This window comes from uncultured Streptomyces sp. (assembly GCF_947488945.1).
GTDB lineage: Bacteria > Actinomycetota > Actinomycetes > Streptomycetales > Streptomycetaceae > Streptomyces.
In genome coordinates, this window is record NZ_CANLBS010000007.1 from 125,977 (window position 1) to 138,911 (window position 12,935).

Sequence of the window (12,935 nt, forward strand, 5' to 3'; positions counted from 1 at the left end):
CCGTCGGTCAGAGTGCGTCCGGGCCGCGTTCCCCGGTGCGGACGCGGACGGCGGTGTCGACCGGCACGCTCCAGACCTTGCCGTCACCGATCTTGCCGGTGCGGGCGGCCTTCACGACGACGTCGATGAGCTGTTCGGAGTCCTCGTCCTCGACCAGGACCTCGATGCGGATCTTCGGTACGAGGTCCACGGTGTACTCGGCGCCGCGGTAGACCTCGGTGTGGCCGCGCTGGCGGCCGTAGCCGCTCGCCTCGGTGACCGTGAGCCCCTGGACTCCGAAGGCCTGCAGGGCCTCCTTGATCTCGTCCAGGCGGTGCGGCTTCACGACCGCGGTGATGAGCTTCATGCGTCCACCTTCTTGGCGCTCGCGGTAGTGGTCTCGTGGGGCGGGGTCGCGGTGCGGGGGGCGGTGCCGCCGCCGGCGCCGCTGTAGTCGTACGCGGTCTCGGCGTGCTCGACCTGGTCGATGCCGGAGACCTCGTCGTCCTCGGACACCCGCATCCCGATGGTCTTGTCGACCAGGAAGGCGAGGATCGCGGAGACGATCAGAGAGTACGCGAGAACCGCGACGACACCGGTGGCCTGCTTGCCCAACTGCTCCAGTCCGCCGCCGTAGAAGAGGCCCGCGGCGTCCGACTGCACCCCGCCGGTGGCGAAGAAGCCGATGAGCAGGGAGCCGACGATGCCGCCGACCAGGTGGACGCCGACGACGTCGAGGGAGTCGTCGTAGCCGAACTTGTACTTGAGGCCGACCGCCATGGCGCACAGGACACCGGCGATGACGCCGACGGCGATGGCGCCGAGCGGGCTGACCGCACCGCCGGCCGGGGTGATGGCGACGAGGCCGGCGACCGCGCCGGAGGCGGCGCCCAGCGTGGTGAAGGAGCCGTGGCGCAGCTTCTCGTAACCGAGCCAGGCGAGCATCGCGGCGGCCGTGGCGACCTGCGTGTTGACGAACATGACGGCACCGACGCCGTCGTCGTTGCCCAGCCAGGAGCCGGCGTTGAACCCGAACCAGCCGAACCACAGGAGGCCGGCGCCGAGCATGACGAGCGGCAGGCTGTGCGGCCGCATCGGGTCCTTCTTGAAGCCGACCCGCTTGCCGATGACGAGGATCACGCCGAGCGCCGCGGCGCCGGCGTTGATGTGGACCGCGGTGCCGCCGGCGAAGTCGATGACGCCCATGTCGAACAGCCAGCCGCCGGTGCCCCAGACCCAGTGGGCGACGGGGAAGTACACGACGGTGACCCAGAGGGTGATGAACAGGGCCCAGGCGGTGAACTTGACGCGGTCGGCGAGGGCGCCGCTGATCAGGGCCGGGGTGAGGATCGCGAACATGAGCTGGAAGACGGCGAAGACGTACACCGGGATGGTGTAGCCGTCCCAGAGTTCGGTGACGCCGATGCCGCTGAGGCCGACGTAGTCCGAGCTCCAGCCGACGACGGAGCCGATGTCGGCGCCGAAGGCGAGGCTGAAGCCGTAGAGCACCCACAGGATCGTGACGATCCCGAGGCTGATGAAGCTCATCATCAGCATGTTCAGGGTGCTCTTGACCCGGACCATGCCTCCGTAGAAGAAGGCCAGGGCCGGCGTCATGAGCATCACCAGGGCCGAGCAGATGAGCATGAAGCCGGTATTGGCGGCAGACAGCGTCGGTGCGTCTGCGGCAAGCGTCGTGATGCCTGGGGGCATCGGCGTCTCCTCGTCGTCGGTGCGGCCGCGGCGTGCGGGGGAAAGCTGCGGGACCACTGGGGAAAAGGTGCGGGCCGTTATGCGCCACGAGATTGGCGGAGCGCCGTTTCCACGGATGCCGCACGATGTTTCGCTCCAGTGACGAAGCCCATCGGCGTGTTACGTCCGAATGAACCGGGGGTGGCGCTGCCGTTGTCCCGCCTACCATGCAGCCCATGCCGCATACGGTGGCGGTGCCATGTGTCCACCGCCCGCAGGCGCGCCGCGCGACGACAACCGGCCACGACCGCCCCCCGCTGACCTGGCGAAGGGGGAGCCGGATCGGTCGGTACGGGTGGTGGCCGCGGCCGGTGGTGCGGGAGCCGGGTCAGACCGCTTCGGCGGTCTCCGGCAGTTGTGCGCCGAGTTCGTCGGTGAGTCGGGCGACGTCCGCGACGTCGCCGAAGTCCCTGGCCGCGGCGTCGACGGTCTTGCGGAGCCGGGTGTTGACGCGCTCCGAGCGGACCTTCTTGGCGACCTGCAGCGCTCGGGTGGCCAGGGCCGTGGACTGCTCCGGCTCGCGCTGGAGCAGGTGCACGGTGGCCATGCCGATGAGGTTGAGCGCGTAGGAGCGCTGGTGGTCGTCGTCCTCGGCGAAGAGTTCCACGGCCCGTGCCATGACCGGGGCCGCGAGGGAGGCGTAGGTGGGGCTGCGGCCGGCGACGTAGGCCAGGTCACGGTAGGAGTGGGCGTTCTCGCCGTTGAGTTCGGCCTCGGAGAAGAAGCTGATCCAGTCCGGGTCGGGCTCGCCGTCCAGGCCGGCGTCGAGGAAGGTGTCCTCGGCCATCCGGACGGCCCGCTTGCACTTGCCGGGCTGCCCGATGTTGGCCCAGGCGCGCGCCTCCATCGCATACAGCATCGCCTGGGTCCGGGAGGTGGCGGACTCGCGGGCGCCGTACTGGGCGAGGTGGATGAGTTCCAGGGCGTCGTCGGGCCGGCCGAGGTGGATCATCTGGCGGCTCATGCTGGAGAGGATGTACGCGCCGAGCGGCTTGTCGCCGGCTTCCTTCGCGGCGTGCAGGGCGAGCACGAAGTACTTCTGGGCGGTGGGCTGGAGACCGACGTCGTAGCTCATCCAGCCTGCCAGCTCGGCCAGTTCGGCGGCGCAGCGGAAGAGCCTGCGGGCGGTGGCGGCCGGCTGGGGTTCCTGCAACAGGTCGGTTACCTCGTGGAGTTGGCCCACGACGGCCTTGCGGCGCAGGCCGCCGCCGCACTGCGCGTCCCACTGCCGGAACATCGCGGTGGTGGACTCCAGCAGATCCAGCTCGGGCAGGGACAGGCGCGAGGGGCGGCGGGCGGCGGCGGGCGGGACCGGCTCCGGGCTGCCGGCGGCGGTCGGCACCAGCCAGCGCTGCATCGGTTCGATGAGGGCGGGGCCGGCGGCCAGACCCAGCGAGCTGCCGAGGAAGCCGCGCCGGGCCAGCATCAGGTCGCCGCGGGAGAACTCGCTGAGCAGCGCCACGGTCTGGGGGCCGGCCCACGGCAGGTCCACGCCGGCGACGGACGGCGACTGGTGGGCGGTGCGCAGGCCCAGGTCCTCGACGGCGACCACGCTGCCGAAGCGTTCCGAGAACAGCTCGGCGAGAATGCGCGGGATCGGCTCGCGGGGCTGCTCGCCGTCCAGCCAGCGGCGCACCCGTGAGGTGTCGGTGCTGATGTGGTGGGCACCCATCTGCCGGGCCCGCCGGTTGACCTGCCGCGCCAGCTCGCCCTTCGACCAGCCGCTCCGCAGGAACCAAGATCCCAATTGCCCGTTGGGGCGCTTTCCGGCATTCGTCTCGCCCGCGCCGCTGCCACTCACTGGAACGCCCCCCATCCCGCCGAAAACCCGTCGCGCGAACCGCCGCACCAGAATGCCTTGTTCCGTCGCCGTCCGTACGGAGATCGCGCACCGCCAGAAGATATCTGGTTGCCCGGGGCATACCCGCGGGCGTCATGCTCTCAGAGTTCGCGTACCGACGGTAATCCTACGATCACGTCTCCCACGACGGGATTGCGGAAACGCCACCATTCGCCACCCCTTCGAATGAACGCCATCCCCGCTCGGCGCGCTTGACTTGACGGACGCCGGTAAACAGCAGGCGCACCGGAGCGACAAGGGGAGCGTTTTTTCGTCCGCGCTCCCCCCGCGCACTCCCGTGCGCCGTCCGGCCGGTGCCCCACACCGGCGGTTCCGGCGGCGGAGACGGCCGTTCGAGCGGCTCCGGGTCGTAACCACCGATGAGTCGGACCCGTTGGAGGGGGCATGGGCTTCACGATCGGCGGCATCCGCGAGATGCGATCCGGGGCACGGCGGCGCGGCCGCACGGCCGAGGGCACGGCCGTGGCCGAGTACACCGGGCTGTGGGGCTGGGCGGTGACGCCCGGGGCGCGGGCCAGAGCGGGCACCTGCTCCTGCGGCGACCGGCGGTGCGCCTCCCCGGGCGCCCATCCGCTGGACCTGGACGCGGAGGTCCCGGCGGGCTCCACGCTCGACGCGGCGGCCTGCGCCTGGGCGGAGGTGCCGGGAGCCGCGATGCTGCTGCCGGTGGGCCGCACCTTCGACATCCTGGACGTCGCCGAGGCGGTGGGCCGACGCGCCCTGGTCCGGCTGGAGCGCATGGGGCTGCCGCTCGGGCCGGTCGCCGTGACGCCGACCAGGCGCGCCCAGTTCTTCGTCGCGCCGGGCGCCGCGGCCCAGTTGCCGGACCTGCTCTACCGGATGGGCTGGGACGACGCCCGCCTCGACCTGCGCGCCCTCGGTCCGGGCGCCCACATCACCGCCCCGCCCTCCGACCTCGGCGGCCTCGGCCCGGTCCGGTGGCTGCGTCCGCCGTCGCTGGACACCGCGGCCGCTCCCCCGCAGGCGCGGCTGCTGCTGGGCACTCTGGCGTACGTCTGCCACCGCTCCTGATCGGGTAAGGGCGCGGCGGCGGACCCGGACACGCGAGCGGGCGGCGGCTCCCCGGTCGGGGTGCCGCCGCCCGTGGCGCACGCGGTGCGGGTCAGTCGCCGATGAGGGCGTCGACGAACGCCTCCGGCTCGAACGGAGCCAGGTCGTCCGGTCCCTCGCCGAGACCGATGAGCTTGACCGGAACGCCCAGCTCGCGCTGGACGGCGATCACGATGCCGCCCTTGGCGGTGCCGTCCAGCTTGGTGAGGACGATGCCGGTGATCGCGACGACCTCGGCGAAGACGCGGGCCTGCACCAGACCGTTCTGACCGGTGGTGGCGTCGAGGACGAGGAGCACCTCGTCCAGCGGCCCGTGCTTCTCCACCACGCGCTTGACCTTGCCGAGCTCGTCCATCAGCCCGGTCTTGGTGTGCAACCGGCCCGCGGTGTCGATGAGCACCACGTCGGCGCCCTCGGCGATGCCCTCCTTCACGGCGTCGAAGGCGATCGACGCCGGGTCGCCGCCCTCGGGCCCGCGGACCGTACGGGCGCCGACGCGCTCGCCCCAGGTCTGGAGCTGGTCGGCGGCGGCGGCGCGGAAGGTGTCGGCCGCCCCGAGCACGACGCTGCGGCCGTCCGCGACCAGGACCCGGGCGAGCTTGCCGGTGGTGGTGGTCTTGCCGGTGCCGTTGACGCCGACGACCATGACGACGCCGGGGGTGTCCTCGGTCCCCTCCGTCTTGACCTCACGGTCGAAGTCGGGGCCGAGCAGCGCGATCAGCTCTTCGCGCAGCAGGGTGCGCAGTTCGTCGGGGGTGCGGGTGCCGAGGACCCGGACCCGTTCCCGGAGCCGCTCGACCAGTTCCTGGGTGGGCGCGACACCGACGTCCGCGGTGAGCAGGGTGTCCTCGATCTCCTCCCAGGTGTCCTCGTCGAGGTTGTCCCGTGACAGGAGCGTGAGCAGCCCCTTGCCGAGGGTGCTCTGCGAGCGGGCGAGGCGGGCCCGGAGCCGGACCAGCCGGCCGGCGGTGGGTTCGGGCACCTCCAGGGCGGGCGCCTCGGGTTCGGCGGTGACCGGGGTCTGTCCGGCGGGGGCCTCGGTGCCGGGGAGACCGACCTCCTCGATGGTGCGCCGCGCTTCGTCGCGCGGCGTCTCGGCCTCCTCGCCGACACGGGGTTCGGCGGGCGGAGTGATGGTCGGCGAGCTCGGCGGCGCCGGGGGCAGCTGCTTCTTCTTGCGGCTGCTGACCACGAGCCCGCTGATCAGGCCGACCGCGACCAGGGCGATGACTACAGCAAGGATGACGATTTCCATAACCCGTCCAGTATCGGCCACGGCGGCGGCGACGGTGCGGGCCCGGACGGCCCGCGAAAGATCCGCACGGCGTTATGCACCCTTTGGAGGTAATCGATGCCTCCGCGCGGCCAGGAACGCGGACGCATACGCAGCCGGGAACGCGGCCGGGAACGCGGCCGCGACTGTGGCCGGGCCCGTCACCGGGAGGCGCGACCGGCCGTCCGGCCGCGGACGGGCCCGCGGAACGCGGGACCGCCCCGGCCGGACGGCCGGGGCGGTCCCGGGGCTCGGTCGGGAGGTCAGCCCATCTCCTCCAGCGCCTTGCCCTTGGTCTCCTTCACGAACTTGAGCACGAAGGGGATCGAGAGCACCGCGAAGCAGGTGTAGATGATGTACGTGCCCGAGAGGTTCCAGTCGGCGAGGCTCGGGAAGCTGGCGGTGATGGCCCAGTTGGCGATCCACTGCGCGGAGGCCGCCACACCGAGGGCGGCGGCACGGATGCGGTTGGGGAACATCTCGCCGAGGAAGACCCAGACCACCACGCCCCACGACAGGGCGAAGAAGAGGACGAAGACGTGGGCGGCGACCAGCGCCACGACGCCTTGCAGGGTCGGCAGCTTGCCGTCGACCAGGTCGGCGGAGAACGCCCATGCCTCGAACGCGAGCGCGATGGCCATACCGGTCGACCCGACCAGCGCGAGCGGCCGCCGGCCGACCCGGTCGACCAGCACCATCGCGATGACCGTACCGATGATGTTGATGATCGAGGTGGTGAACGAGTAGAAGAACGAGTCGGTCGGGTCGATGCCGACGGACTGCCACAGCGTCGCGGAGTAGTAGAACGCCACGTTGATGCCGACGAGCTGCTGGAAGACCGACAGGCCGATACCGACCCAGACGATCGGCAGGAAGCCCATCTTGCTGCCGAGCAAATCCTTGAAGCTGGACTTGTGCTCACGGCGCATGGCCGTCTCGATCTCGTTCACCCGGGCGTCGAGGTCGACGTTCGTGCCCTCGACCTCCTCCAGGATCTTCCGGGCCCGGTCGTGCTTGCCGACGGAGATCAGGAACCGGGGGGACTCCGGGATGGCGAACGACAGCAGCCCGTAGAGGATCGCGGGGACCACCATGACGCCGAGCATCCACTGCCATGCCTCCAGGCCGCCGATCTTGCCGCGCTGGTCCCCGTCGGCGAGCTGCAGGATGCCGTAGTTGACGAGCTGCGAGATGGCGATGCCGATGACGATCGCGGCCTGCTGGAAGGAGCCGAGCCGGCCCCGGTAGGCGGGCGGCGAGACCTCGGCGATGTAGGCCGGGCCGATCACCGAGGCCATGCCGATGGCGAAGCCGCCGACGACGCGCCAGATCGCGAGGTCCCACAGGGCGAAGGGCAGCGCCGAGCCGACGGCGCTGATGGTGAAGAGGACCGCGGAGATCTGCATGCAGCGGATGCGGCCGATGCGGTCGGCGATGCGGCCCGCGGTGGCGGCACCGATGGCGCAGCCGATCAGGGCGATGGCGATGACCTGGGCGAGCGTGCCGGAACCGATGTCGTACCGGCTGCGGATCGCTTCGACGGCCCCGTTGATCACGGAACTGTCGTAGCCGAACAGGAAGCCGCCCATGGCCGCGGCCGCCGTGATGAAGATGACGTGACCGAGGTGGTCCGGATGGGCCGCGCGGGCTCCGGACTCGGGCCCTTGGGCTGTGCTGCTCACATGAACTCCTGGTGCCTCGCCGCGATGTCGGATTTCGGAATGGGCCTCTTAAGTGGCGCACAGGAAGAGACCCGCCACCACTCGACGTGGCATCCGCGTCACGGACGGTCGCGCGTTCAATTGTCGAATTCCGGTTTCCCGGCAGCCCGACGCCTACCCCCGCGCGAGCGAATGGCGTGCGCAATTCATGGAAGGATTGTGAAGATTCACCACGACCGGCGTCGGTCCGCTCAGCGCAGGCGCTGGCTGATGACCTTGGAAACCCCGTCGCCCTGCATCGATACGCCGTAAAGCGCGTCGGCCACCTCCATCGTCCGCTTCTGGTGCGTGATGACGATGAGCTGGGAGCTCTCCTGGAGTTCTTCCATGATGCGGATCAGCCGCTGGAGGTTGGTGTCGTCGAGGGCCGCCTCGACCTCGTCCATCACGTAGAAGGGGCTCGGACGCGCCTTGAAGATGGAGACCAGCAGGGCGACGGCGGTCAGCGAGCGCTCGCCCCCGGAGAGCAGCGACAGCCGCTTGACCTTCTTGCCCGGTGGGCGGGCCTCCACGTCCACACCGGTGGTCAGCATGTTGTCCGGATCGGTGAGGATGAGCCGCCCCTCTCCGCCCGGGAAGAGCCGCGAGAAGACGCCTTCGAACTGGAGGGCGGTGTCCCGGTAGGCCTCCGTGAAGACCTGCTCGACCCGCTCGTCCACCTCCTTGATCACTTGGAGGAGGTCGGCCCGGGTCTTCTTCAGGTCGTCGAGCTGCTCCGAGAGGAACTGGTGGCGCTCCTCCAGCGCGGAGAACTCCTCCAGGGCGAGCGGATTCACCTTTCCGAGTTGCTGGTACGCCCGTTCGGCCGACTTGAGGCGCTTCTCCTGCTCGGCGCGGAAGAAGGAGACCGGCCGGTTGCGCGGGTGGTCCGGGTCGTCCGGCAGCACCTCCCCCTCGGCGGCGGGCGAGGGCGGCACGAGCTGGTCGGGACCGTACTCCGCGATCAGGACGGCCGGTTCCACCCCCAGTTCCTCCAGTGCCTTCGTCTCCAGCTGCTCCATCCGCAGCCGCTTCTCCGCCCCGAGCACCTCGCCCCGGTGGACCGAGTCCGTCAGCTTGTCCAGCTCCCCCTTGAGGGTGCGGCCCTCCTCGCGCGCGGCGGCGAGACCGGCCTCCCGCTCGGCCCTGGCGCTCTCCGCCGTGGCGCGCTCGTCCTGCGCCCGTACGAGGGACACCTCGACGTGCGCGAGCAGTTGACGGGCGCCCGCGGCGACCGCCGAGGCCACCGCCGCCTCCCGGCGCAGCCGGGCCCGCCGCTGTTCGGCGCGGGCCCGCGCCTCGCGTTCCGCCCGCGCGGCGCGGTCCAGCGAGTCCGCGCGCCCGGCGAGCGACTTGACGCGTTCCTCGTGCGTACGGAGCTGGAGGCGGGCCTCCATCTCGGTCTGCCGGGCGTTGGCGCCGTCGGCGGCGAGGCGGTCGCGCACCGAGGTGTCGGGCTCCTCCTCGACCGGGGTCTCCTCGGCCACGAGCAGCCGTTCGGCCAGTTCCTCGGCCTGTTCGGTGGCCCGCTCCAGCGCTTCCTGGGCGCGGGCGGCGGCCGCCGTGCTCCGCTCCGCCTCTCCGGCGGCGGCCCTGGCCTGACCGGCGAGCCGGCCGAGCTGCTGGGCCACCTGCGATTTCTCCCGGTCGGCGGCGCGACGCCGTTCGCCCAGTTCCTCGACCTCCGCCGCGGCGGAGGTGCGCGCGGCCTCCGCCTCCTGCCGGGCCGACACCAGGTCCGTACAGCGCACCGCCAGCTCCGCCAGCTCGGCCGCCGCCTCGTCCACGGACGCCTGCACTTCGAGAAGACTGGGGGCGCCGGCCGAACCGCCGTGCGCGAAGTGGGCGGAGAGCACGTCGCCTTCGGCGGTCACCGCGGTCAGCTCCGGGTGGGCCGCGACCGCCTCCTCGGCCTCCGCCAGGGTGGGGACCACCACCATGGCACCGGTAAGGACCCGCACCGCGGCCAGCAGCCCGGCCGGCCCGCGGACCAGCCCGGCCACCGCCGGCCACGGCACCTCACCGGGCGGCGGGAGGTGGGGGGCGGGCGCGGGTACGGCCGACGGGGCGGGTCCGGCCGGGGCGGCCACGGCCTCCGTGGCGGGGGTCGGCCGGGCCTCGGGGATCGGGGCCGAAGGCCCCGGCAGCGCCACCGTGACCGTCTCCGGCCGTCCCCCCTGCGCGGGCACCTGACCGGTACCGCCGGTGCCCCCGGTGTCCTCGGTGTCCTCGGGCGAGCCGGCGAGCAGCAACGCCGCCCGCCCGGCGTCGCGTTCGCGCAGCAGCCGGATCGCGGCGGCGGCGGCCGCCGGTCCGGTGACCGCCACCGCGTCCGCGGCCGTGCCGAGCGCGGCGGCCACCGCCACCTCGTACCCCGGTGCCACCGTGAGCAGTTCGGCGGCCGGACCGAGCAGACCGGCGAGGCTCTCGCCGGCGGCGAGCAGCGCGCCCGTCCCGTCCTTGCGGCGCAGGCCGAGGGCCAGCGCGTCGTGCCGGGCCGAGACCTCCGCCCGGCGCCGGTCCGCCCCGGTGGCCGCCTCCCTGGCCGCCCGGTGCGCGGTCTCGGCGGCGGCCAGCCGGCGCTTGGCCTCCTCGTGGCGGGCGCCGAGTTCGGCGTCTCCCGCGTCGAGGCCGTCGACCTCGGCCTTCAGCTCCTCGTACTCCTCCTGGGCGGCGACCGCGCGCTCCCTCGCCTCGTCGCGCGAGGAGGCGAGCCGTTCGATCTCCGCGCGGGCGGAGGCGGCGCGTCCGCGCGCCGCGTCGACCTGCCCGGTGAGCCGTGCCAGCCCTTCCCGGTGGTCCGCGATGGCGCGGGCGACGTCCTTGAGCCGGCGCTCCTCGGCGGCCAGCGAGCGCTCCAGTTCGGAGCGGTGGTCGACGGTGTCCTCCAGCGCGCGGGCGGCGGCCTCCATGGCGGCGGTCAGCTCCGCCTCCTGCTCCCGGACCCGTGCGGCCTCGCGCTCCAGCTCCTCCGGGTCGCGCCCCCGCCGTTCCTCCTCGGGCCCGGCGGTCGCACTCTTCACCCGGGCGTCGGCGAGCGAGATCGTGCCGCGGACCCGCTCGGCGAGCTGCGACAGCTCGTACCAGGTCTGCTGGGCCCGCTGGAGACGCGGTGCCAGGCGGCGCACCTCCCCCTCCAGTTCGGACTCGCGGGCGAGGGCGGCCTTCAGCTGGTTCTCCGCGGTCTCCTTGCGCCGCTTGAGCTCCGCCTCGTCGGCGATCTCGTCGCGCAGCGCGTCGCGCAGGGTCACCAGGTCGTCGGCGAGGAGGCGGAGCCGGGCGTCGCGCAGATCGGCCTGGATGACGGCGGCGCGGCGGGCGACGGCGGCCTGGCGGCCGAGCGGCTTGAGCTGGCGGCGCAGTTCGTCGGTGAGGTCCTGGACGCGGGCCAGATTGGCGCCCATCGCGTCGAGTTTGCGCAGCGCCTTCTCTTTGCGCTTGCGGTGCTTGAGGACGCCGGCCGCCTCCTCGATGAAGGCCCGGCGCCCCATCGGGTCGGCGTGCAGCACCGAGTCGAGCTGTCCCTGGCCGACGATCACATGCATCTCGCGGCCGATGCCGGAGTCGGACAGGAGTTCCTGGATGTCGAGCAGCCGACAGGTGTCGCCGTTGATCTGGTATTCGCTGCCGCCGTTGCGGAACATGATCCGCGTGATGGTCACTTCGGCGTACTCGATGGGCAGTGCGCCGTCGGAGTTGTCGATGGTCAGCGACACCTCGGCACGGCCCAGCGGCGGGCGGCCGGTGGTGCCGGCGAAGATGACGTCCTCCATCTTGCCGCCGCGCAGGGACTTGGCACCCTGCTCCCCCATGACCCACGAGAGCGCGTCCACCACGTTGGACTTCCCGGAACCGTTGGGCCCGACGACGCAGGTGATCCCCGGTTCGAACCGCAGCGTGGTGGCGGAGGCGAACGATTTGAAGCCGCGCAGGGTCAGGGCCTTGAGATGCACGCCGCCGGACTCTACCTTTCACTCTCGGTTTCGCCGCTGAAGGGGCAGGGCACATCTGACGTTAAAGGAACGCCCGGACGCGACGGGCGGGCCGGGCCGATTCCCGGGGGGAAAAGAAAAGAAGGGACGCCGAAGCGTCCCTTGCCCATTCCGTACGCAGTAGGCGTACGACCGCGCCGCACCCGGTTCTGCGGGGTGAGGCGTGGCGCGACGGGTGTTCTGTGCGGTGGGTGTGCTGAGCGGTGGAGCGAACGGATCGTCCCGCCGCGAGAGGGATCGCGACCGCATCCGGAAGTCCGAGCCACCTCGGTGTTCCGACGGCGCCGATCCACGGCGAAGACGATCCGGTGGAACCGGACTACTGAGCGTGCACGGCCTGGTGGGGCCCCGGAGGGCGCCGGATCAGGTCAGCGCGGGCTCGGCCCGGGGTACGTCGATGTCGATGCTGTCGAGCAGCGACTCCTGGTGCTGAGCGGCGGCGTTGAGCGCGTCGTTCTCGCCCTGGATGCGGGAGAGCTCGGATTCCAGGTCCTGGACGCGCTGCTGGAGCCGTCGCATCTCGGCGAGGAGTCGCGGATCGGAACCGCCGACGTAACCGAGAAGCGCCTTTGCCATGATGAATGGTCCTCCACACTGAGTGACCGACCGAAGCGGTGTGGGTCGTATGGGAATCGCACCCGCGGTGCTCGGCAGTGGTCTGTCCATCACTGCGGTTCTGCGGAAGCAGCCCTGTCGAACAACTAGGGTGCGCGGGGATTTCAGAGTCTCACCAAAAAGTTTGACGGTCAACACGATCACACCCCGTCGCGCCGGTGGTCCCGGGGGCGCGCGGCAGGACGATCATGCGGCGCGACTCTCCTCGGGACCCCGGAGGGTGCGGAGATCTTCGTCGATCCCGCAGCCTCGCACGCCCGGACCCCGGTTGGCAACCATCGGTGGTGCACACACTCCCGCGCAGGTCACTCCGGGTGCGAGGTCCGTGACCACGGTCCGCGCGTCTCCGGCGCGGGGCCGGCCGGGGAAAGCGGCGGCAGCGCCGGGCGGGGGCGCACTCAGCGGATGGCGAATCCGTCGTACCCGCCCCGTGGCGTGTCCCAGATCTCAGTGACTCCGTCCACGCGTCCGGGCGTGTCGGCAGACCTCAGCCAGTCCAGCAGGCGGTGGCAATTCTCACGCGCCCCTTCCGCCACGACCTGGACCCGGCCGTCGTCCAGATTGAGCGCGAAGCCGGTCAGCCCGCCGATCTCCAGAGCGTTTGCCCTGGTGAACCAGCGGAAGCCTACTTGCTGTACTCGGCCGCGTACCCACACCACCAGCCGTGCCTCTTCGCTCATGCCTGAACGCTA

General features: G+C 71.7%; 9 protein-coding genes. 1 reads left to right on the forward strand and 8 read right to left on the reverse strand.

The features are described 5' to 3' along the window. Positions 1–7: 7 nt before the first annotated feature. The 3 genes from Q0994_RS13360 to Q0994_RS13370 all read right to left on the reverse strand — a co-directional run bounded on the left by Q0994_RS13360 (position 8) and on the right by Q0994_RS13370 (position 3,532). A complete protein-coding gene (locus Q0994_RS13360; RefSeq protein WP_299533529.1) occupies positions 8–346 on the reverse strand; it encodes a P-II family nitrogen regulator in 339 nt (112 codons plus the stop codon). Further along, complete coding sequence (locus Q0994_RS13365; RefSeq protein WP_299533531.1) at positions 343–1,692, reverse strand: ammonium transporter; 1,350 nt, start codon at positions 1,690–1,692, stop codon at positions 343–345. Before Q0994_RS13365 ends, Q0994_RS13360 begins: the two co-directional genes overlap by 4 nt. 367 nt (positions 1,693–2,059) lie before the next feature. Beyond that, positions 2,060–3,532 (reverse strand): hypothetical protein, encoded by a 1,473-nt coding sequence (locus Q0994_RS13370; protein WP_299533533.1) that lies wholly within the window; start codon positions 3,530–3,532, stop codon positions 2,060–2,062. A gap of 444 nt (positions 3,533–3,976) precedes the next feature. Here Q0994_RS13370 and Q0994_RS13375 point away from each other — a divergent pair, with 444 nt between their 5' ends. Further along, positions 3,977–4,624 carry a bifunctional DNA primase/polymerase gene (locus Q0994_RS13375; protein WP_299533535.1) on the forward strand — a complete coding sequence of 216 codons (648 nt, stop codon included), beginning with the start codon at positions 3,977–3,979 and terminating at the stop codon, positions 4,622–4,624. A gap of 91 nt (positions 4,625–4,715) precedes the next feature. Here Q0994_RS13375 and ftsY read toward each other — a convergent pair whose 3' ends face one another. From ftsY to Q0994_RS13400, 5 genes are all read right to left on the reverse strand, one after another. Then, entirely contained in the window at positions 4,716–5,918 is a 1,203-nt protein-coding gene (gene ftsY / locus Q0994_RS13380) for a signal recognition particle-docking protein FtsY (RefSeq protein WP_299533537.1), read from the reverse strand. Positions 5,919–6,199: 281 nt separating this feature from the next. Continuing rightward, complete coding sequence (locus Q0994_RS13385; protein WP_299533539.1) at positions 6,200–7,618, reverse strand: sugar porter family MFS transporter; 1,419 nt, start codon at positions 7,616–7,618, stop codon at positions 6,200–6,202. A 230-nt stretch (positions 7,619–7,848) separates the two neighbouring features. Further along, positions 7,849–11,589 (reverse strand): AAA family ATPase, encoded by a 3,741-nt coding sequence (locus Q0994_RS13390; protein WP_299533541.1) that lies wholly within the window; start codon positions 11,587–11,589, stop codon positions 7,849–7,851. 402 nt (positions 11,590–11,991) lie between these two features. After that, positions 11,992–12,204, reverse strand: a complete 213-nt coding sequence (locus Q0994_RS13395) for a hypothetical protein (protein ID WP_299533543.1) — start codon at positions 12,202–12,204, stop codon at positions 11,992–11,994. 437 nt (positions 12,205–12,641) lie between these two features. After that, positions 12,642–12,923, reverse strand: coding sequence for an acylphosphatase (locus tag Q0994_RS13400; protein ID WP_299533545.1), 282 nt, complete (start codon positions 12,921–12,923; stop codon positions 12,642–12,644). Positions 12,924–12,935 lie beyond the last annotated feature (12 nt).

Coding starts and splice junctions, on each gene's coding strand:
- Q0994_RS13360 (WP_299533529.1), bottom strand. CDS start 346: ATGAAGCTCATCACCGCGGTCGTGAAGCCGCACCGCCTGGACGAGATC.
- Q0994_RS13365 (WP_299533531.1), bottom strand. CDS start 1,692: ATGCCCCCAGGCATCACGACGCTTGCCGCAGACGCACCGACGCTGTCT.
- Q0994_RS13375 (WP_299533535.1), top strand. CDS start 3,977: ATGGGCTTCACGATCGGCGGCATCCGCGAGATGCGATCCGGGGCACGG.
- ftsY (WP_299533537.1), bottom strand. CDS start 5,918: ATGGAAATCGTCATCCTTGCTGTAGTCATCGCCCTGGTCGCGGTCGGC.
- Q0994_RS13395 (WP_299533543.1), bottom strand. CDS start 12,204: ATGGCAAAGGCGCTTCTCGGTTACGTCGGCGGTTCCGATCCGCGACTC.
- Q0994_RS13400 (WP_299533545.1), bottom strand. CDS start 12,923: ATGAGCGAAGAGGCACGGCTGGTGGTGTGGGTACGCGGCCGAGTACAG.